This window comes from Pedobacter alluvionis (genome assembly GCF_003664035.1).
GTDB lineage: Bacteria > Bacteroidota > Bacteroidia > Sphingobacteriales > Sphingobacteriaceae > Pedobacter > Pedobacter alluvionis.
Window position 1 is genome coordinate 451,140 of the sequence record NZ_RCCK01000011.1, and the last position, 26,778, is coordinate 477,917.

Below are 26,778 nucleotides of genomic sequence, written 5' to 3' on the forward strand. Positions count from 1 at the left end.
TCACCGAAATCGTTAATAATCGGTGGAATCATACACAATATGAATACCAAAATAGTAAGAAGTAAAAGCGCAGTTAAACAGCCTAAAATTAATGTAATTACATTAGGTTGTTCTAAAAACATATACGATTCGGAAGTGTTGATGGGACAGTTGCGTGGCAACAACTTAAATGTTGTACACGAATCAGACAAGATGGGTAAAGATGATATCGTTGTAATTAATACCTGCGGTTTTATCGACAATGCTAAACAGGAATCAATTGATACCATCCTTCAGTTCAGCGAACTTAAAGAAGCTGGTAAAATTGGTAAGGTTGTAGTTACAGGCTGCCTTTCTGAGCGTTATAAACCCGAACTGGAATCGGAAATTACCAACGTGGATGCCTTTTTCGGCACTAACGACCTGCAGAATATATTACATGAGTTAGGCGCTAACTATAAACACGAGCTGATTGGCGAGCGTTTATTAACCACTCCTTCTCATTTTGCTTATTTCAAAATTGCCGAAGGCTGTAACCGTCCCTGCTCTTTCTGCGCCATTCCTTTAATGCGTGGCAAGCACATGAGCAAGCCGATGGAAGAACTGGTTAACGAAGCTAAAATACTGGCCAAAAACGGCACCAAAGAACTGATTTTAATTGCTCAGGACCTTACTTATTACGGATTAGACCTTTACGGCGTACGTAAATTAGACGAGCTGATGCGTCGCCTGTCGGATGTTCCCGGAATCGAATGGATCCGTTTGCAATACGCCTACCCTTCTGGTTTCCCAATGGAAATTTTAGACGCCATGAATGAGCGCGACAACATCTGCAACTATCTGGATATGCCACTACAGCACATTACCGATAACATGCTAAAATCGATGCGTCGCGGTACCACTAAACAGAAAACCATCGATCTTGTTAACCAGATTAGAGATAAAGTTCCGAATATTGCTATGCGTACCACTTTAATCTGTGGTTATCCTGGCGAAACTGAATATGATTTTGAAGAAATGAAGGAATGGGTTGCCGAAACCAAATTCGATCGTTTAGGCTGCTTTACCTACTCGCATGAAGAAAAAACACATGCCCATAGTTTGGTTGATGATATCCCTGATGAAGTTAAACAACAACGTGTTGATGATATCATGGAAATACAACAAGGCATTTCGTTTGATATCAACCAGGAAAAAGTAGGCAAAACCTTCAAAGTGCTAATTGATAAAAAAGAAGGTGATTTTTTTGTAGGTAGAACTGAGTTTGATTCGCCTGAAGTTGACAATGAAGTTTTAATCGACGCTGCAACAGGTTACGCTGCTAATGGAAGTTTTGTTAATGTAAAAGTTGACAGAGCAGAAGATTTCGATTTATACGGAAAAATCGTTTAATAAAAAACTTAATCAATTAAAAATCCCAAGAGTAAGCCTCTTGGGATTTTTTGTTTTAAGACTATAATCATACCTTTTAGGAAGTGCCATATATTATTTAAGGCATTTCGATGTTTCCCCTATCCAAGCTCAATACAAATTGAGCCTAAGGTTGACAAACTTTTAGGAAAACTTATTTTATGATATAGTGCATTTTACTTAGTTTTTTGATGCTGGTCTGGTCTTAATCTGACTAGGTTTTAACCAGATTTTAGCTCCTTTTGAGTTTACATAGTATTTCTCATTTTTTGCATTGATATAAACATCAGAACCATCTGGTGCCATTTTGCCTTTCCAGGTTTTATCAGCAACTTTCGAACTACCTTTTACCGCTACTTCAGCAGTTTTATTCCCTACCGATTTAGCACCTTTACCGATTGCTTTTCCGGTATGATCTATTGCTTTACCTACCTCAGTTTTTTTCTTTTCCTGTGCGCTCACACTAAGGGTTACACCGCCAATTAAGGCCATTGATAATAAACCCATTACTAATTTCTTTTTCATGACAGCTATATTTTTATTTAACTGATAATGATAACAGTTCGCCACCTCTTTTGTTTGATAGCAAAGTATTTATTAATAAATGTTATTACAGGATTTTTTGAGATTAGGAAACGTAATTTTCAGGATGTTTTTTAAAGTGCAGGGTAATCAGTTTGGTTGTTCCTTATACTACGTCTTGTTAAATAAACCTTATTGCAGCGGCTATACTTTTTGGTGCACAAACAAGAATGTTTCCACTAAACCCTCACAAAAAGATAGTAGCGAAAAGAAGGACTGCACTAACCGAAAAGCAATGAGCCTGCTTTTCAATAAAAAATAAAGATTTGTTTTTGAAGCGCAAGTGCAGTGGCATTTATTAAGGTTTGTTCCCGTGCTTCGCTATATCCCTCCGCTTCGCTTCAGGGATGCCGCTGCGCCCGGGGCTATAAAACACTTTTACTGCAAAGAAGAAAATACGAAACGTCTATAACAGGCAAAGCGTTAATTGTTCCTTACACTGTCCTCTGTTAAATAAACCTTATTGCAGCGGTTATCCTTTTTGGCACACAAACAAGAATGTTTCCACTAAGCTCTCACAAAAAGATAATAGCGGAAAGAAGGACTGCCCTAACCGACGGGTACAAAACCTGCTTTACAAAAGAATCAAAATCACTATAATTATTGACCTACGCTAATTTTAGTTTAATTTCTCCGCCAATAGCTTCATTTCTATCTGTGGCGATCGTTTCTCATAAATAATGCTATACACAGCCTTACAGATAGGCATGTCTACATTATACTCCTGGTTTTTGATGTGCATACATTTTGCGGCATAATAACCTTCGGCTACCATATTCATTTCTAACTGTGCCGATTTTACGGTATATCCCTTGCCCACCATGTTCCCAAAAGTACGGTTGCGGCTGAACTGTGAATAGGCCGTTACGAGCAAATCGCCCAGATAGGCTGATTCTTTAATATCTCGATCAATGGGATGAACCAAATCTACAAAACGTTCGATTTCCCGTATGGCGTTGCTAATGAGCACGGCCTGAAAGTTATCGCCATAACCTATGCCATGGCAAATGCCACTTGCTACGGCGTAAATATTCTTTAAAACCGCAGCGTATTCTGTACCGAAAATATCGTCAGAAACATTAGTTTTAATGTAGCGTGTATTTAAAATCGAGGCAAATGCGGACGCTTTATCAACATCGGTACAGGCAATGGTTAGGTAAGAAAGTTTCTCGAAAGCTACTTCTTCGGCATGGCAGGGGCCACTTACCACAAGAATATCGTGATAAGGGATGTTGTATTTTTCGTTCAAAAATTCGCCGATAATCAGGTTATCTTCGGGTACGATTCCCTTAATGGCAGATACTATTTTCTTACCTCTTAAATCTTCAGGAGTTATAGCAGACAGTGTTTCCTTTAAAAAAGCTGCAGGAACATTTAAAATAACAAAATCAGCTGATTTTATAATCGAACTGATATCAGACGAGATATTGTCCTGATTGAGCTTTAGCTCAACAGAACTGAGGTAGTGAGGATTGTGTTTAAATTTTTTAATGTGTTCAATGGCTGTTTCGTTACGCATCCACCAAAAAATCTCTTTCTCAGACAAATTATCTGCAAGCATTTTTACGATGGCAGTAGCCCAGCTTCCGCCCCCTATCATTGCTATTTTAGGTACCATGATTATATAAAAGGTTTAAGGTAAAAGGTGTAAAACTCTTTTTCAAAAGATATAAGGCAAAAGGTGTAAGGCTTAAGGTTAGGCTTAATGCACTATACCTTAAATCTTACACCCTAAACCTTAGGAATACACCTTAAACAACGCAAGTTACTATTTCTTGCTATTATTTATAAACTACTTCTTTCCGTCTTTGCTAAACAATTGGTCTTTAGCTGTTTTTTCTACAACCATACCGTCTTTCAATTTGTTCTGAATGGCAGAATAAGGACCAGTTACAACTTCATCTGCGGCTTTAACACCCGATTTTACAATAATGAACTGATCGTTCTGGATACCCGTTGTCACCTCTGTTTTTTTAACTTTTTTACTTTTAGCATCGTAAGTGTAAACATATTGCTTTACCTTTTTGTCGGTAAGTTTCGATTTCTGTTTATCGGTATTTTCCTGGTTGCCCTGGGTATTGTTGCTACCACCCGATTTTGCATTATCAGTAAACACCGCCTGGATTGGAATAGCCAATCCGGTTAACGATTCGCTTTCAATATCAACCGTTGCCGACATGCCCGGACGGAAAATAGATTGTTGTTTGCCTTCCATTTCTTCGGTAATCCTGATTTTTACAGAAAAATTGGTTACCTGATCTACTGAGGTTGATACTGCAGTACCCACTGCTGTTGATGAACTAGCAATTTCGGTAACCACACCTCTGAATTTCTTATCAGAAAATGCGTCAACCTCAATCGAAGCTTTATCGCCAACTTTAACGCGGGTAATGTCGTTCTCGTTTACATCAACATTAACTTCCATAGATGAAAGATTAGAAATACGCATAATCTCGGTACCTGCCATTTGCGAAGTTCCCAAAATACGGTCGCCAAGCTCAATTGATAATTTAGAAACCACACCATCAACGGGTGCATATATAGTGGTTTTAGCTAAGTTAGCACCCGCTTCTTTAACATTTGCACCAGTTTGCTCTAAAGTAAATTTGGCGCCGGTAACATTTTCTTTTGCACTGGCCAAATTTGCTTTAGCGGTTAAAAACGCCGCTTTAGCCGAATCGAACTCTGAAGCTGAAATTACTTTTTTATTAAAAAGCTCAACATTACGTTTGTAGGTAGCTTCAGCATTCACAAAATTAGCCTGATTTTGGGCAAGCTGTTGTTGCGCTGCAGCTACACTTGCTTTTTGTGCATTAAAACTAGCTACTGTTCTTTCGTATCCCGATTGTAAAACATCCGGACGCACTTTACAAAGTAATTGACCGGCTTTAACAATATCGCCCTCTTTCACTTTTAATTCTACCACCTCTCCCGATACCTCAGAACTTAATTTGACTTCTGTTTCTGGCTGTATTTTACCACTTGCGGTTACGGTTTCCACAACAGTTTTATCTGATGCTTTTTCTGTAGTTACTTTTTCGGTTTTATTACCCCCGATAACTCCAGTTAGCGCAAGTATAGCTAGAAAAGCTACAATAGCAACTATGGTAATAATAACATGCTTCAGTTTCATAATTTATTGTATTTCGTTTGTTTGTATTAAAGTTGTAATGTTTGAAAGTTAAAAGCTATTAATGTTGAACTGCATTAGTACTTCCAGCTTTAGTTTTTTTCTTAAAAAACAATTTGTTTGCCCAAATAGTAATCAATTACTTTGGCACGGAACAATAAATCGTATTTTGCTAAGATAAAATCTATTTCTGCTTTATTTTTATTGGTTTGTGCTGTACTGTAATCTAAAGAGTTTACTAAACCAACAGCATAACGTTGCTCGATAACATAAAAGGCATCTTTTTGTGCCTGAAAAGCATTTTGGGTAGAAGAATACCTGCTTTGTGCGGCATTTAAATCGGCAACAGCCTGATTGATTACTTTGATCAGGTTGTTTTTAGAGATTTGCTCATCTGTTTTGCGCTGCTCGAATACTATTTTAGCCTTTCTTACGGTCGACCTGGTGGTAAAACCATTAAAAATAGGAATTGAAATACCCATATTAATTGATTTACCGAAGTTGTCAGACAGTTGACTAAAAAATGGACTGTTTCCAGGGAAAGCAAACTGGTACTGATAGAAAGATCCTAAACCTCCTCCAAAAGTAACTTTAGGGTAATAACTACCTTTGGCTACATCAATTGCTTTTTCAGCTGCTTTTGTATTTAAACTTGCCAATTTGATATCGGGAAAAGTATTTAAAGCCTGGCTGTAAATATCACTTGGCACATAATTATTCTGAATGTTATTCAATTCGTTAACCAATGGCGGCTGTACCTTAAATGTCATTGGCGGCTGAATTTCCATTAATTGTCCTAAAGTTAAATAGGATATTGTCAACTGATTCTGCGCATTGGTTAGATTAAGTTCAGCGGTTGCAGCCTGCGATTTGGCCTGCGAAATATCGGCTAAAGTTTTATTACCAACATCCAAAAGGGCCTGTTCTCTTTTTAAAGTAGAATTAGCTACGTCTAATTGTTGCTGCGTAGCTTTAACCTGGTCCTGGTTATTTAAAACCTGCAGATAAGCGGTTACCACCTGCAGAATAAGATCATTTTTTACTTTGTCTACATTGGTTTGATCTACGGCCAGCAATAACTTATTCTGTCTGATCTGATTCAGTTGAGCACCACCTCCAAATACCTGCACATTCGCAGATACATTAGGGTTTAAGGTATAATTTTGTGTATTTAGAAATAACCCTGATGTTACCTGGCTCCTTCCCCACTGCATAGATTGGTTAACAGAACCATTTACAGTAGGCAATAAAGCATTTTTAGACTGGCGTACATTTTCTTCGCTAAGCGCGGCATTAAATGCGGCTTGTTTGATGTTTAGATTGTTTTTTAATGTGTTTTCGACCGCTTGTTGAATGCTGATCACTTCCTGAGCCTTAATTTGCTGATTAAAACTTAATGCCACTAATAACGCAGATCCGGTAATTAACTTATTCTTGGTAAACATCTTCATAATTTGTTTCAAATCTATATAAACAACTTTAATAATTTCAATCTGTTCAGGCATTTACTAACTTTGAACTTAAATGTACCTGATCAAATCACCGCTTCTGCTAAAATGGTATTATCCATCACTGTTATGGAATAAATCCCGCACCGAAAAAGTTATTTATCTGACCTTTGACGATGGACCCATAGCCAATGTTACAGATTTTGTATTAAAAACTTTAAAAGTCTTCAATGCTAAAGCTACATTTTTTTGCATCGGTGATAATATTGTTAAACACCCCGAAGTTTTTGAACGCGTCAAAACCGACGGACATGCCATTGGCAACCATACTTTCAATCATTTAAAAGGCTGGAAAACCGATGATGAAACCTACCTTCAAAACACAATAAAATGCCAGGAACTTACGAAAACTGAGCTTTTCCGCCCACCTTACGGGAGGATCAAGAAAAGTCAGATTCTGAGCCTGAAGTCCAAAGTCCGGAGTCCGGAGTCAATATCCCAAAATCCACAAGCTGACTCAAATCTCAAATCTCAAATCTCAAATCTCAAAATCGTAATGTGGGATGTACTTAGCGGCGATTTCGACACTAAACTCTCACCCGAAAAATGTTATCAAAATGTGATTAAACATACCGAAAATGGTTCTATAATTGTATTTCATGATAGTTTAAAAGCATTTGACCGTTTATCTTACGCACTTCCCAAAGTATTGGCTTATTTTACTGAAAAAGGTTTTACGTTTTCAACGCTTTAGCCTTAAGCTAATCTTATGCCAAGGCCCACAACACACATCAACAAACTGAATATTAACGAATTAACATATTATAAAATAAATAAGTGTTCAAAATCGTACAAATATGTCCGTTAATGAACGCTTATGGAATAATCAGTTCTTTTTCATCATCAGTTGAAAACTGATATGCTAAACGGCCTCCTGAAGATAAAATATTATCTACTGATTTTTTCCCTGGTTCTGATAGCCTGCAATACTCGTATTGAACAGGGTTTTGAAATAATCCCTCCCGGTTTAAATTCGACAGAGAACCTGATCAAGGGGATACGACCGGACAAAGATTATCAATACTGGGCCTGCATCCGGCAGGATTTTAGTGGCAAAATTCATCCAGAAACTGAGATTATAACAGGGCATGGAAACATTTCTTATTTTATGAATATAAAGTTTGACCAACCAAATTCAGGATTTTTATTCAAAATGTGGGAAGGTTATTTTTATATCGCCTACATTGAAAACGATAGCGTGAAATTGGTTACAAACAAAACGCAGTTGATCAGATTTATCGGAAAAATAGATAATCTCGAAGAAGCTTTATTACTCGCCGAACTCGATAATTTAGAGGTTGACTACACCCGGGATATTGGTGGATCTTACAAAAAAACCAAAAAAGGATTTGAATTTTATTTGACAAAATTTTACAAATGCCCGGTAAAAACAGAACCATATCGGGTAAGTATTGATATTGCAGGGGATATAAAAGCTAAAAGTTTAGGTTTTTATTATAACATTGATAACAATATCTGTTTAGATTAATGATTCAGCGCTCTGTGATAAACCTTTACTTTTATCGGAAATATCAGGCGATTCAAAAGCATCAATCCACGTTCTGTTTTCATATTTAATATGCTTTTAAAGCCTATCATTTACACCTTTGGCAGTTGTTTAGAATAATTCCAAATTACTCAATCGCCTGCCTAAATTACATTTAAGGGTTGTTTTTTGCTATTTTTGTTTTAACCAAAAAATTGTGCCCTATTGGCTCAATAAACGCAAATTAATATACAAAAGCAGTATTCTTTTTTTTTGTAAAAAGTGGGTGTACATTTTATTGCACAACCTGATCACAAAAAGAATAAACTATCCAAGATGAGTATTTATAACGATTATATCCAGGAGATTGAAGAGAGAAAAGCACAAGGTCTTCACCCTAAACCTATTGATGGCGCTGAATTATTAAGTGAAATCATTGATCAAATCAAAAATGTAAATAATTTTAACAGGGCAGATGCTGTTAATTTTTTCATATACAACACCTTGCCGGGCACTACCGGAGCAGCTGGTGTAAAAGCAGAGTTTTTAAAAGAAATTATTTTAGGCGGAACTATCGTTGCAGAAATAACACCTGACTTTGCTTTCGAATTGTTATCGCACATGAAGGGTGGATCTTCTATCAAAGTACTATTAGACATTGCTTTAGCCGACAATGGTGATAAAGCCCATAAAGCCGCTGATGTACTTAAAACACAAGTTTACTTGTACGATGCCGATACCGATCGTTTAAAAGAAGCTTACAACAATGGCAATGCCATTGCTAAAGAAATATTAGAAAGTTATGCCAGGGCTGAATTCTTCACTAAACTTCCTGAAGTAGCAGAAGAAATTAAAGTGGTTACTTTTATTGCTGGTATTGGCGATATTTCTACAGATTTATTGTCACCAGGTAACCAGGCACACTCCCGCTCAGATCGTGAATTGCATGGTAAATGTATGATTACGCCAGAGGCACAAGAGGAAATTAAAGCATTGCAGGCAGAACACCCTGATAAAAGTGTAATGCTGGTAGCTGAAAAAGGCACCATGGGTGTAGGTTCCTCGCGGATGTCGGGTGTAAACAATGTGGCACTGTGGACGGGCAAAAGATCCAGCCCTTATATCCCATTTGTAAATATCGCGCCAATTGTAGGTGGTACCAATGGTATTTCTCCAATTTTTTTAACCACAGTTGATGTAACTGGTGGTATTGGTATCGACCTTAAAAACTGGGTAAAGAAAACCGATGAGAATGGCAATGTTATCCGTAACGAAAATGACGAGCCAATTTTAGAGCAGGTTTACTCCATAGAAACGGGCACGGTACTTACCATTAATACCAGAACCAAAAAATTATATAATGGAGATCAGGAGTTGATCGACATTTCAAAAGCGCTGACACCACAAAAGATGGAATTTATCAAAGCTGGCGGTTCTTATGCCATTGTTTTTGGTAAAAAAATCCAAACTTTTGCAGCTAAAACATTAGGCATTGAAGTTTCAGCAGTATTTGCTCCGGCGAAAGAGGTATCTGTAGAAGGGCAAGGTTTAACTGCTGTAGAGAAAATATTTAACAGAAATGCTGTAGGTTTAACACAAGGCAAAGTTTTACATGCCGGTTCTGATGTTCGTGTTGAAGTAAACATCGTAGGTTCGCAAGATACTACCGGTTTAATGACGGCTCAGGAATTAGAGGCAATGGCTGCTACAGTGATTTCTCCAATTGTTGATGGCGCATATCAATCGGGTTGCCATACGGCATCTGTTTGGGACAAAAAAGCACAGGCAAATATCCCTAAACTGATGAAGTTTATGAATGATTTCGGGGTAATTACTGCCCGCGACCCTAAAGGGGAATATCATTCGATGACCGATGTTATTCACAAAGTATTAAACGATATTACCATTGATGAGTGGGCAATCATCATCGGTGGCGACTCGCATACCCGTATGTCTAAAGGTGTGGCATTCGGCGCAGATTCTGGTACAGTAGCATTAGCATTGGCAACAGGTGAGGCTTCTATGCCAATTCCGGAGTCAGTAAAAGTAACCTTCAAAGGTGAAATGAAACAACACATGGATTTCCGTGATGTAGTTCATGCGACGCAATTACAAATGCTGCAGCAGTTTGATGGTGAAAACGTATTCCAGGGCCGTATCATTGAGGTACATATCGGCACTTTATTAGCTGATCAGGCCTTTACCTTTACCGATTGGACTGCTGAAATGAAAGCAAAAGCGTCTATCTGTATTTCGCAGGACGATACTTTAATCCAATCGTTAGAAATTGCCAAAAACCGTATTCAAATCATGATAGACAAAGGTATGGACAACCATAACCAGGTTTTACAAGGTTTGATTAATAAAGCAAACAAACGTATTGAGGAAATTAAAACTGGTATTAAACCAGCTTTAATGCCAGACGATAATGCTAAATATTATGCTGAGGTTGTAATCGATCTTGATCTAATTGAAGAACCAATGATTGCCGATCCGGATGTGAATAACGCAGATGTTTCTAAACGTTATACACACGATACCATCAGAGATTTAACTTATTATGGTGGCGATAAAAAAGTAGATCTTGGTTTCGTTGGCTCATGCATGGTGCATAAAGATGACTTGAAAATCGTTTCTCAAATGTTAAAAAACATAGAGACGCAGACCGGTAAAGTAGAATTCAAAGCGCCATTGGTAGTTGCAGCCCCTACTTACAACATCATTGATGAACTGAAAGCAGAAGGTGATTGGGAATACTTACAAAGATATTCTGGATTTGAGTTCAGCGATGCGTTACCTAAAGCTGCAGCGCGTACCGAATATGAGAACATCATGTATTTAGAGCGTCCGGGTTGTAACCTTTGTATGGGTAACCAGGAGAAAGCGGCTAAAGGCGATACGGTAATGGCTACTTCGACCCGTTTATTTCAGGGTCGTGTGGTAGAAGATAAAGATGGTAAAAAAGGAGAGTCTTTACTGGCTTCAACCCCGGTAGTGGTTCTTTCAGCTATCCTGGGTCGTATTCCGAGCATTGAAGAATATAAATTGGCAGTAGAAGGGATTAACTTAACCAAGTTTACTCCTATTTCTACAAAACAATAAGAACAAAAAAACATATTATTTGTTAAACCTTATAAAAGGCTATCCGAGAGATCTGGTAGCCTTTTATTTTGCAGAATAGTTGCATAGAATGGTTTTAAATAAGATATTATGACAAATCTCAAAAATAAATCTGTTTAAAATTGTTTAATTTAGATAGTACCTTATTGACAATAATTATAAAAAATTAAAGTATGGCTTTTGATATAGACATGATTAAAAAGGTGTATGCAAACTTTGGTAGCCGCGTAGAGGCTGCGCGTAAAGTTGTTGGCAGACCTTTAACATTATCTGAAAAAATATTGTATGCACACCTTTGGGATGGAGATCCTAAAAAGGCGTTTAAGCGTGGTTCTGATTACGTAGACTTTGCACCAGACCGCGTAGCGATGCAGGATGCTACTGCGCAGATGGCTTTATTGCAGTTTATGCAAGCGGGTCGTCCGCAAGTTGCAGTTCCTTCAACAGTTCACTGCGATCACCTGATTACGGCTAAAGAAGGCGCTGCTATAGATTTACCACATGCCAAAACAGAAAGTGCCGAAGTTTTTGATTTCTTATCTTCTGTATCCAATAAATACGGTATTGGTTTCTGGAAACCAGGGGCTGGTATTATCCACCAGGTAGTTTTAGAGAATTATGCTTTCCCGGGTGGAATGATGATTGGTACCGACTCGCACACAGTAAATGCTGGTGGTTTAGGTATGGTTGCGATTGGTGTTGGTGGTGCTGATGCGTGTGATGTAATGGCAGGTTTGCCTTGGGAGCTTAAATTCCCTAAGTTAATCGGTGTAAAACTAACCGGTAAATTAAATGGCTGGACTGCAGCCAAAGATGTAATCCTTAAAGTGGCTGGTATTCTGACTGTAAAAGGTGGTACCGGTGCTATTGTAGAATATTTTGGCGATGGTGCCACTTCAATGAGCTGTACCGGAAAAGGTACCATTTGTAATATGGGTGCCGAAATTGGTGCAACCACTTCTACTTTCGGTTACGACGAGAGCATGGAGCGTTACTTACGCGCTACCGGCAGAAATGAAGTTGCTGATGAAGCAAACAAAATTGCGGCTTACCTAACCGGCGATGCCGAAGTATATGCTGATCCTGAAAATTATTTCGATCAGGTTATTGAGATCGATTTAGATACTTTAGAGCCTTACTTAAACGGTCCTTTTACACCAGATTTAGCTACTCCGGTTTCTCAAATGAAAGTTGAGGCAGAGAAAAATGGCTGGCCATTAAAAGTGGAGTGGGGCTTAATTGGGTCTTGTACCAACTCTTCTTATGAGGATTTATCAAGGGCAGCGTCTATTGCCAACCAGGCAATTGCAAAAGGTTTGGTAACCAAATCTGCTTTCGGTATCAACCCTGGATCTGAGCAGGTACGTTACACGGCAGATCGTGATGGTTTCTTAAAAACTTTCGAAGATTTAGACGCAACAATCTTTACCAATGCCTGCGGACCATGTATTGGTATGTGGGATCGTACAGGTGCAGAGAAAGCAGAAAAAAACACCATTGTACACTCTTTTAACAGGAATTTTGCTAAACGTGCTGATGGCAACCCTAATACTTTCGCTTTTGTGGCTTCGCCAGAAATGGTTGCTGCTATTGCCATTTCGGGTAATTTAGGATTTAATCCATTAACGGATACCTTAACTAACGATAAAGGCGAACAGGTTAAATTAGATCCACCTACCGGCTTTGAATTGCCAACAAAAGGTTTCGCTGTAGAAGATGCGGGTTACCAGGCACCAGCAGCTGATGGTTCATCAGTTCAGGTTTTGGTTTCTCCAACCTCACACCGTTTACAATTATTAGATCCGTTTACCCCATGGGAAGGCACAGACCTTAAAGGATTAAAACTTTTAATCAAAGCTAAAGGTAAATGTACAACAGATCATATCTCAATGGCTGGTCCGTGGTTAAAATTCCGTGGTCACCTGGATAACATCTCTAACAACATGTTAATTGGTGCAGTTAACTACTTCAACGATAAAACCGATAATGTTAAAAACGAATTAACTGGCGAATATGGCCCTGTTCCGGCTACCCAACGTGATTATAAAGCTGCTGGTTTAGGATCAATTGTAGTAGGCGACGAAAACTACGGCGAAGGTTCATCTCGTGAGCATGCAGCCATGGAGCCACGTCACCTGGGCGTTCGCGCGGTATTGGTAAAATCGTTTGCCCGTATCCACGAAACCAACCTGAAGAAACAAGGTATGTTAGGTTTAACCTTTGCAGATAAAGATGATTACGACAAAATTTTAGAAGATGATACCATCGATATCTTAGGCTTAACAGAATTTGCTCCAGATAAACCATTAACATTGGTATTACATCATTCTGATGGCTCTACCGAACAGTTTGCGGTTAACCACAGTTATAATGATCAACAAATTGAATGGTTTAAGGCTGGTGGTGCATTAAATATCATCAGAGCTGAGGCAGCGGCTAAGGCAGGGCTTAGTTAGTCCTGAGTCCGAAGTCTTTAGTCTAAAATATCAATCCCGTTCTGTTAATTCAGACCGGGATTTTTCGTTACAATTACCCATTACACAAATTATATGAGAGGCGTCACCATGAATTTATTTCAGGGTCTATATGGCAGAAAATTAACTTTCTAGCCCCGAACGCAGCGGCATCCCTGAAGCGTAGCGCAAGAATACAGCGCAGCACGGGAACAAACTTTAATAGTGGTTCCTGCCTTTGCGCTTCAAAAAATAAAATAAATAGTTTCCTTATTTTTTTGGAAAGCAGTTACAATAGTTCTTAGGGTTGGGCTGGCCCCGCTAATTCTGCTGCTGGTTAGAAAAAAACCAGCATTCGCGTATATCGGGTTTAGATGGCAAAGACAGTAATAGTCTTGAGGCGGACGTCCGAAGCCTAGAGTCTACATATTGAATTCCCGTTTTGTTAATTCAGAACGGGAATTTTTATAGCGAAAATGCTTTTTTTAATAAAGAGTCGTCATCTCGACTGAAGTGCAACGAAACGGAGAGATCTATCAAGATAGATTTCATTCTAAATCCCATAAAATCGTTTTAAAAGTCCTTCCACTATGCTCAGGATGACAATTGTGAGGGGAAATTCACCTTAATAGCAGCAAAGAGGCTTTTTAGCCCCGGGCGCAGCGGCATCCCTGAAGCGCAGCGTAAGGATACAGCGAAGAACGGGAACAAGCCTTAATAGCTGCCTCTGATCTTGCGCTTCAAAAAATGTAAAATTTATCTACTTAAACTCATAACCACAATCGTAACAATGGTTGCATTTATTGGCTTTAATTGGAGTAGTAAGTGTTAAAAAAGCAAGTATAGTTGCCCAAATACTATATTTTTTATCAGTAGCCATTCCATAGCCCACATTGGTAGATCCACATTTCTCACAAACTGTTTTATCTGCTGCTTCTTCATCAACAACTTGATCTGATGATTCAAAAGCTAAACTATTGTCTTCAGCCAGTAAAGCATTGATGGCTTCCACGTCTCTTTCAAAAACAATGAGTTTAACACCGCCAATGGCCTGGTTGTAAAGCGGATTTAGTGTTGCAACATTTTCATCGGCCAGGAAACAGGCAAATCCGCTATCTTCCAATTTAGCTTTAATAATATTGGCCTCCATTGGATTATAATAAGTGCTGTACACTACTGTTCTATCATTCATATTCCAAACATAAGAATTTGTTTAATGATGAACATGAAAACAGTAAACGATTAACTAACTTTTCAGAAATTCTTTCCACCAATAGCCCGAATCTTTAATGGTACGCTCTTGTGTTTTAAAGTCGTTATAGACCAGTCCAAACCTTGCTGTAAAACCCTCTGCCCATTCAAAATTATCCATAAGTGTCCAGGCCATGTAGCCAGTAATATTTATCCCTTCATTTTTGAGTTTTAGCAGCGCGCCCAGGTAAAGTTTAAAATATTCAATCCGTTCCGGATCTTCTACCCTTTTATCTGTCAATTTATCGTGATAGGCTGCACCATTTTCAGTAATCATGATATTTTTAACATTGGGATAAGCAGCAAACTGTTTTACAATATTATAAAAGCTATCGGCATTAATCTCCCAGCCCATCGCAGTGTGTGGCTTTTTCCGGCTTTTGGCCTTTACTTCCCAAGCCTGAATTACCGGAATAAAAGCATTATACTTAACTACTAAAGGAAAGTAATTCTGAAGTCCGATAAAATCAAAATCAAATTTCATCCTTTCCTGCAGTCGCCAGGTGCCATATTCGATCTGAAATTTCTCCAACACATCCCAATCTGCTGTAGGAAAGCCCATGCCTAGTGTAGGTTCTACAAACAAACGGTTCATGAGACAGTCTACGCGTTTAGCGGTGAGGATATCGCTATCACTTTGTGTATTAGGGATAATTTCCGAACAGGAAAAAGTAGTGCCAATATTGGCCTTGTTAATTTCTGCACGTAAAATTTTACCACCTTCTGCCTGTGCCAAAGCCGTATGTAATACTGCAGGGAAAAAATTGCTCAAACCTGTTTTCCCGGGAGCATGAATACCAAGCATATACCCTAATGATGTATAACCAAAAGGCTCGTTCAATACAATCCAGTTTTTTACTTTATCTCCATATTCTAATGCACAAATGCTCACAAAGGCATTAAAGGCAGCATTGATGCTAAAGCTTGTCCAGCCGCCCTCATCTTCCAGTGCCTGCGGTAAATCCCAGTGATAAAGTGTAACATAAGGTGTAATTCCATGTGTTAAACATTCGTCAATAAGATTGTGGTAAAAACGGATACCTTCCTGATTTATTTCTCCCCTTCCGCTGGGCAAAATCCTAGACCAGGCAATAGAAAACCTAAAAACTTTAAAGCCTAGTAATTTTACTAAAGCTATATCTTCGGTATATCGGTGATAAAAATCGCAGGCAGGATCTAATTTGTGACTCTTCTTTATTTTGCCGTTTTTTGCCGTAAAAGTATCCCAAATGGAAGGGCCTTTACCGTACTGGGTTGCTGTGCCTTCTATCTGCGCAGCAGCAGTAGCCACCCCCCATAAAAAATCCTGACCAAAATCGCTTGCCTTAACCATTGTTATCCATTATTTGCCATAAGTTGCGAGTTTAATATTAACAAATCATTAAGCGCTAAATTTTAATTTAAAGATCTTATCATTTTAAAAAGAAAACGAGACCTCTGCCCTTAATAGTATTAAACAACTTAAAATCTTAAAACAACCAAATATTAATTCAACAATTACGGATTAATGAAATTGAATGAAAAATAGACATTTCTTTATAGTATCAGATGGTAACATCTAACACCTCTTACATATCACTAACTATCAATCCAAAGTCAATCCTATTTCTTTCAATAAGATTGCTGCATTAAAAGTTTTGCACGGTCCGTATTTTAGCAAATAATCAAATCTCATTTCTCCCTCCGTAATCTGGATATCAAAATGGAAATTACGGACGGTTTCGGGGTAATCTACAATCAGATCTGCTAATTGCAAATCGTGAGTGGCAAAGAGTGCAGGAGTTTTTTCGGTAATCAGCTTTTGTATAAAAACTTTTGACCCTAAATATTTATCCCGGCTATTTGTACCCCGCAGCATTTCGTCAATCAATACAAAAGTATCTTTATCCTTTACAACATTATCCAGAATCATCTTCAAACGGTTGAGCTCTGCCTTAAAAGTAGAGGTACTTTCGTTCAGCGAATCTTTAATCCGCATATAAGTATTGATCGAAAAAACAGATAATTGCATCGTTTTGGCACATACCGGCGCACCGGCATAAGCCAATACCATATTGATACCCAGCGTACGTAAAAAAGTACTTTTGCCGGCCATGTTAGAGCCCGTTACAATATCAACCGTTGGTTTTGCCTCCAAATGAAAATCGTTGTTTACCCTTACTTGCCCGTTAATAAGCGGATGACCAATGTGTGTGGTGGTTAATGCAAACTGATCGGCAAGCACCGGAAAAACCCAATCAGTTTGATTATAGGCAGTCGTCGCTAACGAGATCAGTTCTTCAAAATCGCCTAAATGGTCAAGGGCCGAAATCACATCCTTTGATGAAGATTTATACCAACGATCTAAACTGATGCAGCATTTTAAATCCCAGAGCAAAAGTGCATTCAATATACCTCCAACGAGAATATTCAGCCTGGCATCAAAATTCTGGATAATTTTAGATAGCCCTTTAATTTCTTTGCTTACCGGGATTTTTGAGTCCAGTAAACTCAAAATATACGAACTTTTCCAGCTTTGATTTTCCGTCCACAAAATAGCACTGGCGTAACCATTTAACAGATTCGAACTTCCACCGAAAGTGTAAAAAACCTTATTGATTTTTGAACCTAATAAAACGTTCCATCCCGTATGGATTATAAATAAAAGTGCCAGTACTTTCCAAAAAACACTGCTAATAAGAATTGCCGCTAAAATTAAACCTACCGAAATATACGGTACCAGCTTGACGTAAAACCTCAAAAAACTACCCTTTACAAATTCCAGTTGAGCACCCAACTGGTGTTTAAGCTGTATTTTAATCTGCTCTATTTTATCGGGGTCGTAACCATGCAGATTAGCCCTAAAGCTATACGTTTCTGTTATCTTATCTTTTATTTCTTTTATGGCTTCCTGGCGGCGTAATATCGTATCTCTCGTCGATTTTTCTGCGAAATTTTTAGCCAGAATATTATTCCCACTTTTGGTACTACAGCGGTTAATCAGGGCAAACAGTGATGCGGCACCAAAAATATCAAGGTCGGAAGTGTAAGGATGCAGCTCTGATTCGAATGCCTGACCATGGTCGTATCCGTTCGCAGCACCATTCAATATGTTCCATTCATTCTGGTAAACCCATAAAAGTTGTTTTTTATAGTCGATATCGCGGTCGAGCTGGCTTTGTCTGCGCACAATAAAGACGAAAGCAATTACCGGCAGTAACAAACAAATTTGGATTAATGTGCGCAGGCTGTCGTCTGCCGAGCGAAGCAGCAAAACGAAAAATAAAATTTCTGCCAAAAACAAACCTATGCGAAGGAAGGAAAGTTGATCGATTAGTTTTTTTGTTTGATCTATATCTGTAGTAACCTCTTTTATTTTATCCTGGTAACCGGCAATTATTTCTTCTTGTTGTTTCAGCATGATTTTTATTTAGTATATGTTTCCGAAGTGATCAGATGGATAGATTGTAGTTTTTGTTACAATTTTATCTAAGTTTGAATCTCGAAATTCTAAAGATAGGCAAAATATTAAATGAAGATTACCCTGATCGCGATTGGCAAAACAGAAGATAAATATTTAATTGAAGGGATTGATAAATACATCAACCGCCTGAAACATTATATTAATTTTAGTTTTTTGGCCATACCTGATGTAAAAAACGTTAAAAACCTGAGTGAGGCGCAACAAAAAGCAAAGGAAGCAGAACTCCTGCACAAACAAATTAATAATGGGGATGTTGTTATTTTGTTGGATGAGAAAGGAAAAAAATATTCATCTGTAGAATTTTCAAACTACCTGAATAAACAGATGGTGGCCAGTATACAACATTTAATTTTTATCATTGGAGGCCCATACGGATTTGATGAAACCATTTACAAAAGAGCAAATGGTTTAATTTCCTTATCTGATATGACCTTTTCTCATCAGATGATCAGATTGTTTTTTGTAGAGCAGCTTTACCGGGGATTTAGTATTTTAAAAGGAGAACCTTATCATCACGCTTAGAGATGGAAATGTTTGAGTAAGATGGACTATCTGAATGAGATATGGAAAAGACGAATTAAAATCATCATTAAATAAAAGAAATTATGATATTAGATAAATACAAACGGGAATACAGATATAAAAGCAACCAAAACCGCAACAATAAATACTTATGGATCAGCATTATTGCCTCTTTAGTGATTGTAGCTTTGCTTTGGTATTTCTTAGATTAAACCCATAAAAAAACACCAGACATATAGCCTGGTGTTCTCTATAATAATTAAATAAAGCTTAAACGCCTTTTTTACTTGTCATGCTTGCTTTTTTAGCTGGAGCTGAGGTTTTAGTAGTCGCTTTAGCACTTGCCGAAGCTTTAGATCCTGTAGCTTTTAGTTTTTTATCTGAAGCTGCTTTTTCTTCTGATAATTTAACTTCTGCTGGTGTACCCGGAGTTTCCGGAGTTTCTTCAGTAAACAAAGGCAGATCTTTTAATAAGTTATACCAGGTAATAATTTTCTTCATATCTGAAGCATAAACTTTCTCCTGATCGTGACCTGGAGCTACTTCAAGGAAATAAGCACGTAAATCACCTTTTAAATCAGGAGTAGATCCTTTAGCAGAAATTTTAGCAAAAATATCAGCCAGTTTAATTTCTTCATCTTCACCATACACGGTAATATCTTCTAATGAAGCTAATTTTGTGTTGGTGATGTTGGCTACAACCTTAGTTTTTTGAGCATCTAAGCCCTCTAAAATGTAACCTACTTTATTTTGTCCAACCAGTTTAAATAAACCTGGTCTGCCGGATACGGCAACAATTCCTCTTAAATTCATATTATGTGTGTTTAGCGGTTGGTGTTTGGCGTTTAGCGTATAATACGCACCCACCAAACGCATCGCGTTTTCTAGTGTTTTAAAACCTCAATATTGAGCAATTGGCATCAGCGCTAACCGCTTATCGCCAAACGCTTTGCGCACTAATCTTCTAAAACTTCAATGTTTACAATCTTATCGCCCTGACGGATATCATCAACAAGATCTACATTTTCGATAACTTTACCAAAACAGGTATGGTTACGGTCTAAATGAGCGGTATTTGTTCTGCTATGGCAGATAAAAAATTGAGAACCACCAGTATTACGGCCAGCATGGGCCATAGATAAAACACCACGATCGTGGTATTGATTTTCTCCGTCCAATTCGCAATCAATTTTATAACCTGGGCCACCAGTACCTGCCAAATGTGCTTTAGCTGGGTCTTTTGAATTTGGACATCCGCCCTGAACCATAAAGTTAGGAATTACACGGTGAAAAGTTACACCATCATAAAAGCCTTCTTTAGCTAGTTTTTTAAAGTTTGCAACGGCTTTTGGCGCATCATTTTCGTAGAATTCTACGGTCATATCGCCTTTGTCTGTTTTTATTATTGCTTTACTCATATCAATATCGGTACTAATTTTAAATTTTCTTCCCCTAAAAAACTTTCATATTTTTTTAATAGAGGGCAAAAATAACAAAATTGTATAACTTATAACACCATTAAATTTTTCTATACAGTTTAAATGCGGTATTTTAGTGTTTTAAGCATACTGATTTGATAAAGAAATATTATATCCTGTTCATCTGCCTGCTTTGCTCCCTTGGACTCAGGGCTTCTTCTCTGTTAATTTATATGGATGAAGACCAAAAAAACCACCTTAAAGCTTATGGTATAGCTTATTGGACGATTAGCAAACAATTGGAGGTTGACTGGCTCTTAAACTATCGTGGAGGAAGCTTTTTAATTAAATACAATAAAACAGTTGAAGATGAGCTTAAAATCCGCGGGGTATCATACGAAGTAATGGCCGATGGAAAGGTAACCAATCTTTTAAACGAAATCAGCGATCCTGCCGTAAATATGGAAATGGTTAAACTGGAAAAAATACCAAAAATTGCAGTTTACTCTCCAAAAAGCAAATTACCCTGGGATGATGCGGTTACACTCGTTTTAACTTACGCCGAAATTCCTTATGAGGTAATTTATGATGACGATATCCTTCAGGACAAACTGAGCAAATACGATTGGCTGCACTTACACCACGAAGATTTTACCGGGCAGTACGGGCGTTTCTGGGCTAATTTCAGGTATGCAACCTGGTACCAGGAAGATGTAAAAAACCAGGAAAATTTAGCCAAACGCATGGGATATAAAAAGGTTTCTGAAATGAAACTAGCCGTTGCCAAACACATTAAAGAATACTGTGCCGGTGGTGGTTTTTTGTTTGCCATGTGCTCTGGTACTGATAGTTTCGACATAGCCGTTGCCGCCGATGGGGTAGATATTTGTGCCCAGATGTTTGATGGCGATGCCGCAGATCCGAATGCACAAAGTAAACTGGATTTTAACAAAACACTGGCTTTCCAGAATTTTAAGTTAGACAACAACCCGATGAATTATGAGTTTTCGGATATAGATGTTACCCAAACCCGTACACTGAACCAGACTAATGATTATTTTACTTTATTTGATTTTTCTGCCAAGTGGGATCTTGTTCCAACCATGCTTACCCAGGATCATGATAAGGTAATTAAGGGTTTTATGGGACAAACCACAGCATTTAAAAAAAGCTTAGTAAAAACAAGTGTAACTGTTTTAGGTGAAAATAAAGGCGCTGCAGAGGTAAGATATCTACATGGAGAAATTGGCAAAGGCCAGTTTACTTTTTACGGCGGGCACGATCCGGAAGATTATCAGCACGCTGTAGGCGATCCGCCAACAGATTTAAATCTTCATCCTAATTCTCCGGGTTACCGTTTAATTTTAAACAATGTACTTTTCCCGGCGGCAAAAAAGAAACCTCAAAAAACATAAACAATCAGAATTTAACTCCTGGCATTATTCCTTTTGAGTTTAAAAAATTGTTAATTCTCCGCTATATTCCTGTTATGTATACACTAAATGGCTCCTCATACCATTTTTGAGCCAGATCATAACCATACTTAATCTGTACAAGAATCATACTGGTAACCAATATTTTAGCCAACAAACTGTAACACGTTTGATACTTTGGCACAGCTTTTGGATTAGCATGGACAATTAACAAGCAGGATAAAACCTGAAAATTTTAAACAAGATTTTTATAAAAGAAAAATATCATGAAAAAGTTACTATTAAGCGCATCGATCATTTTATTGGCAACAGGTGCTTTTGCTCAAAACAACATGACTGGTAGTGATGCGAGATTTGGAATAAAAGCCGGAGTAAACTTGGCAAGATTTCACGCAAGCGGTACTGATGGCAGTACGTCATTCAACGACAATGCAAAGGACAATGTAGGCTTTAATGTTACCGCATTTGCTGATTTCGGTGTAGGAAACAATTTCTTCATTCAACCTGGAGTATCCTTGCAGAATAAAGGTAGCAAATTTGAGGAAACAACAACAGTTGGTGGCATTACCAATACAACCACTAACAAAGTAAATTTGATGGCTATTGAAGTACCTGTAAATGCAGTTTTCAGAATTCCTACAGGTGATGCCGGTGCTGTACAAATTTCAGCAGGCCCTTATGTTGGATTTAACATATCAGGAAAAAACAAATTCGAAACAGTTACAAATGGTGGCGCTGCTACAGGAACAATGTCTGATGAAAATGATTTAAAATTTGGTTCAACTACCGATAAAAACTATTCGTCTACAGAGTTTGGTGCCAACTTTGGTTTAGCATATCGTACCAACTCAGGATTTTTAGTGGGTGCTAATTATGGTTTAGGTTTATCAAACTTGGTACCCAAAGATTCTAGATCTGGTGATGGTAAATTAACTAACCGCGTATTAGGTTTCTCAGTTGGTTATTCGTTCTAAGCGAAAGGCCTTAAAAGCAAAAGCCTCCCAGATTTTTTAAATCTGGGAGGCTTTTTTATGCTTTATTATTTTAGTCGTAAAAATTCCAGCTTACCCCAAATTTTAATAAGGCATCTTGCATAGGGTACCTGTTTACGGTATAATAACCTGGTTGAAATAAACCCTGATTTATAAAATCATATTTCACAAAAATATTAGCTCTTTTTAAATTTGCCTTAAAAAAGACATCAATTACTGGTCTTGAGACCAGATTTACTGGATTTTGCTCATCAATATAAAACTGAGCCGTTGCCGGTGAATATAAGTAATTTGCATATTCTGAATTATACCTCACATCAAATCCCACATTAGCTTTTAATACTTTGAAAAACGTATTATTAAAATATATACTGTTATAAGTATAAAGTTCCGGTGTTCTTAATAACGCATTTTTATCTGTTTTTTGATAAGCGATATAGTTTTCCATCACAAACTTACCAAACCTGGTTTTCTTTGATACATCCAACCTGATTAAGCTAATATCCGCCGTAGCTTGTTTTGGTAAAATAGCAGTTGTATTATTGGTCTGATCAGCAGCAAAATAAACATAGTTACTGGTTAAGTAATAGTTGGCTCCTGCGGTAAAACCATATTTATCATTGATATAGTTGAATGATAAATTGGCTATTTTAGTATTCTTAAAATCGCTGTTTGTCCATTGGTAATGATTGCCGTGATAGTAATTAAAGATAGCCGCCGGCGTTTGGTTTTGCGCGTATGCCCCCAATTCAATTCTTCCGATGGTTTTACCTAAAAGGATTTTACTCTTTGCCTCATATAAATAATCGCCGGCATTTTCACCTTGCAAAATTTGTTGTACATCTAAATTGAAATCGATATTATTAGAGAACCGATAACCTGCTGCACCTAAAATGGTAATGTTCTGATAAGCAAATCTACTTTGTTCGTAATTGGTTCCATCTTGTTTTATGCCAAGATATTCATGTTTGTAATAATCGTGCCTTATGCCTGCATCAACCTTTAATTCATTTTTAATCACCGAACTATTTTTGGGTCTTAAGAAGAAACTATAAATAAATTCATTTTTAATATGTTTTACGTGGGTCGAATCATTGGTAAATACTGTACTCGCAATACCGGGAGGCAGCACATTATTAACATCAGTTCCATTTTTGTAAAAATCAAAACTGTCGTTATTATACTCAAAGGTATACGAAACCTTATTGGTTGGCAAAACCGCATTGTTCACATTCGCAGAGGTATCTATCCTCCCTACATAATAGGTTTGCTTTAAGAAAATGGTATTTTTACGGTAAAGATTTCTTGAGTCTGATAAATTTATGGGCTCTGCTTCTCTGTCAATTTTAGAATAGCCTGGATCGAATAAACCTGTAGCTACTGTAGAACCATTCTCGTAGGCACGCATGGTGTTAAAAATTGCCGATGCCCACATATTATAACGTTTACTCGGCGATTGGTACCAGGAAAATACAGCGACATTCAGATTATCGCCCCGCTGCCTGGCATAAAAACCCTTAGAATCGCCACGGTTAAAATTAACCCCAACGTTCCAGTTTTTTTTAATATTCTGTGTATGAATCGCCCTAAAAAGCTGTTCTTTTTGACCTGCACTCACAAAATATAAACTGGTAAACGGGGTTCTGGCCTGATAGTAAATAATATCTTCTGGCGTTAAGGCATAATAATCAAGCGAGTGAAATCCTGCATCAAATCCAATCCTCTTACTCGGCTCGTACAATAAAGGCCTCGCTGCCAAGCCCATATTACCATTGCTAATGGTTGGGTGCAGGGGTTGTAAAAGCGGACTATAATTCTGAATATTTGTTGTGGAGGTATCTAAGGGCAGCAATACAATGCTATCTTTACTTAGTGATAACTTTGTAAACCGGATATATTTTGCGGTAAAAACAACTGAGTCCTTTCCCGAATCTAATTTTTTCCGAACAGAATCGAGTTCCTTATTGGTACCAACACTCGTCTTTAAATCTTGTGCAAATGCTTTGTTGATGCCTAGCAGCAGGAACAGAAAAAAACAGATTTTAACGGCTTGATGCATCTTATAATTCAGAAATTAAGCGGGTTAAAATCTCAGTCATTTTAGGCTCTGCCTTAGCCGCTGCTTCTAAAATTTCATCTAAATTAAAAGGCTGCAAGTCTTCCGGAAAACCTTCATCCGTTAATACGGAGATGGCAAAAACAGGTAAACCAGCATGGTTGGCCACAATAACTTCAGGCACGGTACTCATGCCAACGGCATCAGCGCCAATTAAACGCAGGTATTTGTATTCGGCTTTGGTTTCTAAATTCGGACCAGAAACCGCGACGTATACCCCTTTATGGCACTTAATATCAACACCTTTAGCGATCTCCAGCGCTTTGGCTATGATATCGCGTTTATAGGGCTGGCTCATATCCGGGAAACGTGGCCCTAATTCGCTCTCAATTAAGCCTCGCAATGGGTTATCTGGTTGCAGATTAATATGATCGTCAATAATCATTAAATCGCCCTTTTTAAACTCAGGATTTAATGAGCCCGCAGCATTTGATACAATTAAGTTTTCAATACCCAAACCTTTCATCACCCTAACCGGGAAGGTGATCTGTTGCATGCTATAACCTTCGTAATAATGTAAGCGCCCCTGCATGGCAATAATCTTCTTCCCGTTCAATGTTCCAAAAATTAATTTCCCACTGTGGAACTCTAAAGTAGAAATTGGAAAATTTGGGATATTAGAATACATCAGCTGATGCTCTATTTCGATTTCTTTTACCAGGCCACCCAAACCAGTACCTAAAATAATGCCTATTTCTGGCTTAAAGTTCTCTGTTTTACGTTTTATGTATTCAACGGTTTCTTCTATTGCTCTTAACATAGTTTAAAATGAGTTCGTCAAAGGTAATCTTATCTTCTTCAAATAATTCAACCTCAATGGGTAAATAATATACAGGTAAATCTAGCAGTAAATCTTCAAATCCGGTAGCTCTTAAACGCTTGCTATCCTTTTCTGTTGTGATAATGATTTTATCTTTTTTAGTACTGGCCATAAAAACCGATTTAAACTTTTTAATATCATCATTTTTAAAAGCATAATGATCAGGAAATTCTTCGTGTTTAATGGTTTCAGCATATTTTTCAAGCTCTTCTATTAAAGTGTCCGGATTTGCAATTCCGGTGAGCAGGAAAATTTCAAAATCTTTAATCGACTCAAGCGCGCGACTTTCGTTACGGTATAAATGGATAAGATCACCATACTTTAAATAAGAATGTAATACTGGTTGATTGCTATTTGGCTGTAGTTCATTTATTGAGGCCTGTTGCGCAACATGTAACAACGGAACCGGCGATTTTGTGACCAACAATATATTGGCCCTTTTGCGTGAGGAGAAAACATCCCTTAAATTTCCTGCTGGCAATAAAAACTGTAAAGTACCCAACTTTCTAAACTCGAAAAGCAAAATGTTAAATCCAGCATTTACCGCGCGGTGCTGAAAGGCATCATCAAGGATAATTAAATCATGATTTTTTTTCAACTGTTTAATCCCATGCACACGGTCTTCACAAACGGCAACGGTAACAGCTGCAAATTTTTGATGGTACTGTAAAGGTTCATCGCCTATCGTTTCGGCAGTTGCAGTATTATCGGCAATTATAAACCCTTTCGTTTTACGGCCATAACCCCTGCTCAGTATGGCTATTTTATAATCGGCCAACAACCTTACTAAATATTCTGTTGTTGGTGTTTTACCTGATCCGCCAACGGCTAAATTGCCTACACAGATTACTGGTAAATCAAACTTTGTGGCACGCATAATTCCCCAGTCGTAAAGTTTTTTACGGAGCATAATGGCCATTCCATAAATGACTGAAAAAGGAAGCAGTAAAAGGCGCAGATAGTTAAGTAGCATATCGTAGGTTCAAAAATACTGATTATTTAAAAAAGAAAGGCATAACTTGGTCTGATGCCCAATAGAGCAACCACCGGGCGAGGGAAATGGTTTGGAAAGATGTAAAATGGAAGATGGAATGA

21 protein-coding genes are annotated in these 26,778 nt (G+C 37.8%); 9 read left to right on the forward strand and 12 right to left on the reverse strand.

Annotation, left to right across the window (positions count from 1 at the left end; translation table 11 throughout):
* Positions 1-39: 39 nt before the first annotated feature.
* Positions 40-1,371: a 30S ribosomal protein S12 methylthiotransferase RimO gene (gene rimO, locus BCL90_RS09610; protein WP_121283796.1), complete on the forward strand. Its 1,332-nt coding sequence runs from the start codon at positions 40-42 to the stop codon at positions 1,369-1,371.
* A 198-nt stretch (positions 1,372-1,569) separates the two neighbouring features.
* Here rimO and BCL90_RS09615 read toward each other — a convergent pair whose 3' ends face one another.
* From BCL90_RS09615 to BCL90_RS09635, 4 genes are all read right to left on the reverse strand, one after another.
* Positions 1,570-1,914: a hypothetical protein gene (locus tag BCL90_RS09615; protein WP_121283797.1), complete on the reverse strand. Its 345-nt coding sequence runs from the start codon at positions 1,912-1,914 to the stop codon at positions 1,570-1,572.
* A 676-nt stretch (positions 1,915-2,590) separates the two neighbouring features.
* The gene (locus BCL90_RS09625) at positions 2,591-3,589 is read right to left on the reverse strand and encodes an NAD(P)H-dependent glycerol-3-phosphate dehydrogenase (protein ID WP_244095002.1); all 999 of its coding nucleotides are present in this window, start codon (positions 3,587-3,589) and stop codon (positions 2,591-2,593) included.
* A gap of 174 nt (positions 3,590-3,763) precedes the next feature.
* Positions 3,764-5,104 carry an efflux RND transporter periplasmic adaptor subunit gene (locus BCL90_RS09630; RefSeq protein WP_121283800.1) on the reverse strand — a complete coding sequence of 447 codons (1,341 nt, stop codon included), beginning with the start codon at positions 5,102-5,104 and terminating at the stop codon, positions 3,764-3,766.
* 101 nt (positions 5,105-5,205) lie between these two features.
* Positions 5,206-6,606 (reverse strand): TolC family protein, encoded by a 1,401-nt coding sequence (locus BCL90_RS09635; protein ID WP_121283801.1) that lies wholly within the window; start codon positions 6,604-6,606, stop codon positions 5,206-5,208.
* A 19-nt stretch (positions 6,607-6,625) separates the two neighbouring features.
* Here BCL90_RS09635 and BCL90_RS09640 point away from each other — a divergent pair, with 19 nt between their 5' ends.
* From BCL90_RS09640 to BCL90_RS09655, 4 genes are all read left to right on the forward strand, one after another.
* Positions 6,626-7,303 carry a polysaccharide deacetylase family protein gene (locus tag BCL90_RS09640; protein WP_121283802.1) on the forward strand — a complete coding sequence of 226 codons (678 nt, stop codon included), beginning with the start codon at positions 6,626-6,628 and terminating at the stop codon, positions 7,301-7,303.
* A gap of 165 nt (positions 7,304-7,468) precedes the next feature.
* The gene (locus BCL90_RS09645) at positions 7,469-8,098 is read left to right on the forward strand and encodes a hypothetical protein (protein ID WP_121283803.1); all 630 of its coding nucleotides are present in this window, start codon (positions 7,469-7,471) and stop codon (positions 8,096-8,098) included.
* 333 nt (positions 8,099-8,431) lie between these two features.
* Positions 8,432-11,197 carry a bifunctional aconitate hydratase 2/2-methylisocitrate dehydratase gene (locus tag BCL90_RS09650; RefSeq protein WP_121284582.1) on the forward strand — a complete coding sequence of 922 codons (2,766 nt, stop codon included), beginning with the start codon at positions 8,432-8,434 and terminating at the stop codon, positions 11,195-11,197.
* 191 nt (positions 11,198-11,388) lie between these two features.
* Positions 11,389-13,671, forward strand: coding sequence for an aconitate hydratase (locus BCL90_RS09655; RefSeq protein WP_121283804.1), 2,283 nt, complete (start codon positions 11,389-11,391; stop codon positions 13,669-13,671).
* Between the two features lie 757 nt (positions 13,672-14,428).
* On the opposite strand, the gene BCL90_RS09660 is transcribed toward BCL90_RS09655, so the two are convergent.
* From BCL90_RS09660 to BCL90_RS09670, 3 genes are all read right to left on the reverse strand, one after another.
* Positions 14,429-14,860 (reverse strand): putative signal transducing protein, encoded by a 432-nt coding sequence (locus BCL90_RS09660; RefSeq protein WP_121283805.1) that lies wholly within the window; start codon positions 14,858-14,860, stop codon positions 14,429-14,431.
* A gap of 54 nt (positions 14,861-14,914) precedes the next feature.
* The gene (locus BCL90_RS09665; RefSeq protein WP_121283806.1) at positions 14,915-16,252 is read right to left on the reverse strand and encodes a GH1 family beta-glucosidase; all 1,338 of its coding nucleotides are present in this window, start codon (positions 16,250-16,252) and stop codon (positions 14,915-14,917) included.
* Between the two features lie 252 nt (positions 16,253-16,504).
* Positions 16,505-18,319 carry a MutS-related protein gene (locus BCL90_RS09670; RefSeq protein ID WP_121283807.1) on the reverse strand — a complete coding sequence of 605 codons (1,815 nt, stop codon included), beginning with the start codon at positions 18,317-18,319 and terminating at the stop codon, positions 16,505-16,507.
* Between the two features lie 111 nt (positions 18,320-18,430).
* On the opposite strand from BCL90_RS09670, the gene rlmH reads away from it, so the two are divergent.
* Positions 18,431-18,904 (forward strand): 23S rRNA (pseudouridine(1915)-N(3))-methyltransferase RlmH, encoded by a 474-nt coding sequence (rlmH, locus tag BCL90_RS09675; protein WP_121283808.1) that lies wholly within the window; start codon positions 18,431-18,433, stop codon positions 18,902-18,904.
* Between the two features lie 83 nt (positions 18,905-18,987).
* Positions 18,988-19,116, forward strand: a complete 129-nt coding sequence (locus BCL90_RS26115; RefSeq protein WP_262707550.1) for a hypothetical protein — start codon at positions 18,988-18,990, stop codon at positions 19,114-19,116.
* Between the two features lie 58 nt (positions 19,117-19,174).
* Here BCL90_RS26115 and BCL90_RS09680 read toward each other — a convergent pair whose 3' ends face one another.
* Both BCL90_RS09680 and BCL90_RS09685 read right to left on the reverse strand, forming a co-directional pair.
* Positions 19,175-19,717: a DUF5606 family protein gene (locus BCL90_RS09680; RefSeq protein WP_121284583.1), complete on the reverse strand. Its 543-nt coding sequence runs from the start codon at positions 19,715-19,717 to the stop codon at positions 19,175-19,177.
* A 143-nt stretch (positions 19,718-19,860) separates the two neighbouring features.
* Positions 19,861-20,322 (reverse strand): peptidylprolyl isomerase, encoded by a 462-nt coding sequence (locus BCL90_RS09685; RefSeq protein ID WP_121283809.1) that lies wholly within the window; start codon positions 20,320-20,322, stop codon positions 19,861-19,863.
* A gap of 233 nt (positions 20,323-20,555) precedes the next feature.
* Between BCL90_RS09685 and BCL90_RS09690 the strand changes: the two genes are divergently transcribed.
* Both BCL90_RS09690 and BCL90_RS09695 read left to right on the forward strand, forming a co-directional pair.
* Positions 20,556-21,737, forward strand: a complete 1,182-nt coding sequence (locus BCL90_RS09690; protein WP_121283810.1) for an asparagine synthetase B — start codon at positions 20,556-20,558, stop codon at positions 21,735-21,737.
* 284 nt (positions 21,738-22,021) lie between these two features.
* The gene (locus BCL90_RS09695) at positions 22,022-22,729 is read left to right on the forward strand and encodes a porin family protein (protein ID WP_121283811.1); all 708 of its coding nucleotides are present in this window, start codon (positions 22,022-22,024) and stop codon (positions 22,727-22,729) included.
* A 70-nt stretch (positions 22,730-22,799) separates the two neighbouring features.
* On the opposite strand, the gene BCL90_RS09700 is transcribed toward BCL90_RS09695, so the two are convergent.
* From BCL90_RS09700 to lpxK, 3 genes are read right to left on the reverse strand one after another with little or no spacing between them, the layout of a single operon-like run.
* On the reverse strand, positions 22,800-24,806 hold the full coding sequence (locus BCL90_RS09700; RefSeq protein WP_244095001.1) for a putative porin: 2,007 nt from the start codon (positions 24,804-24,806) through the stop codon (positions 22,800-22,802).
* A gap of 1 nt (position 24,807) precedes the next feature.
* A complete protein-coding gene (locus tag BCL90_RS09705; RefSeq protein ID WP_121283812.1) occupies positions 24,808-25,623 on the reverse strand; it encodes a purine-nucleoside phosphorylase in 816 nt (271 codons plus the stop codon).
* Positions 25,595-26,656: a tetraacyldisaccharide 4'-kinase gene (gene lpxK, locus BCL90_RS09710; protein ID WP_121283813.1), complete on the reverse strand. Its 1,062-nt coding sequence runs from the start codon at positions 26,654-26,656 to the stop codon at positions 25,595-25,597. Before lpxK ends, BCL90_RS09705 begins: the two co-directional genes overlap by 29 nt.
* Positions 26,657-26,778: the final 122 nt, after the last annotated feature.

Excerpts from the sequence above, each read along its gene's own strand:
- BCL90_RS09685 (WP_121283809.1), bottom strand. The coding sequence starts at position 20,322 with ATGAGTAAAGCAATAATAAAAACAGACAAAGGCGATATGACCGTAGAA.
- BCL90_RS09670 (WP_121283807.1), bottom strand. The coding sequence starts at position 18,319 with ATGCTGAAACAACAAGAAGAAATAATTGCCGGTTACCAGGATAAAATA.
- BCL90_RS09700 (WP_244095001.1), bottom strand. The coding sequence starts at position 24,806 with ATGCATCAAGCCGTTAAAATCTGTTTTTTTCTGTTCCTGCTGCTAGGC.
- lpxK (WP_121283813.1), bottom strand. The coding sequence starts at position 26,656 with ATGCTACTTAACTATCTGCGCCTTTTACTGCTTCCTTTTTCAGTCATT.
- BCL90_RS09645 (WP_121283803.1), top strand. The coding sequence starts at position 7,469 with ATGCTAAACGGCCTCCTGAAGATAAAATATTATCTACTGATTTTTTCC.
- BCL90_RS09630 (WP_121283800.1), bottom strand. The coding sequence starts at position 5,104 with ATGAAACTGAAGCATGTTATTATTACCATAGTTGCTATTGTAGCTTTT.
- BCL90_RS26115 (WP_262707550.1), top strand. The coding sequence starts at position 18,988 with ATGATATTAGATAAATACAAACGGGAATACAGATATAAAAGCAACCAA.
- BCL90_RS09665 (WP_121283806.1), bottom strand. The coding sequence starts at position 16,252 with ATGGTTAAGGCAAGCGATTTTGGTCAGGATTTTTTATGGGGGGTGGCT.
- BCL90_RS09640 (WP_121283802.1), top strand. The coding sequence starts at position 6,626 with ATGTACCTGATCAAATCACCGCTTCTGCTAAAATGGTATTATCCATCA.
- BCL90_RS09635 (WP_121283801.1), bottom strand. The coding sequence starts at position 6,606 with ATGCCTGAACAGATTGAAATTATTAAAGTTGTTTATATAGATTTGAAA.
- rlmH (WP_121283808.1), top strand. The coding sequence starts at position 18,431 with ATGAAGATTACCCTGATCGCGATTGGCAAAACAGAAGATAAATATTTA.
- BCL90_RS09615 (WP_121283797.1), bottom strand. The coding sequence starts at position 1,914 with ATGAAAAAGAAATTAGTAATGGGTTTATTATCAATGGCCTTAATTGGC.
- BCL90_RS09690 (WP_121283810.1), top strand. The coding sequence starts at position 20,556 with ATGGATGAAGACCAAAAAAACCACCTTAAAGCTTATGGTATAGCTTAT.
- rimO (WP_121283796.1), top strand. The coding sequence starts at position 40 with ATGAATACCAAAATAGTAAGAAGTAAAAGCGCAGTTAAACAGCCTAAA.
- BCL90_RS09655 (WP_121283804.1), top strand. The coding sequence starts at position 11,389 with ATGGCTTTTGATATAGACATGATTAAAAAGGTGTATGCAAACTTTGGT.
- BCL90_RS09625 (WP_244095002.1), bottom strand. The coding sequence starts at position 3,589 with ATGGTACCTAAAATAGCAATGATAGGGGGCGGAAGCTGGGCTACTGCC.
- BCL90_RS09680 (WP_121284583.1), bottom strand. The coding sequence starts at position 19,717 with ATGAATTTAAGAGGAATTGTTGCCGTATCCGGCAGACCAGGTTTATTT.
- BCL90_RS09695 (WP_121283811.1), top strand. The coding sequence starts at position 22,022 with ATGAAAAAGTTACTATTAAGCGCATCGATCATTTTATTGGCAACAGGT.
- BCL90_RS09660 (WP_121283805.1), bottom strand. The coding sequence starts at position 14,860 with ATGAATGATAGAACAGTAGTGTACAGCACTTATTATAATCCAATGGAG.
- BCL90_RS09650 (WP_121284582.1), top strand. The coding sequence starts at position 8,432 with ATGAGTATTTATAACGATTATATCCAGGAGATTGAAGAGAGAAAAGCA.
- BCL90_RS09705 (WP_121283812.1), bottom strand. The coding sequence starts at position 25,623 with ATGTTAAGAGCAATAGAAGAAACCGTTGAATACATAAAACGTAAAACA.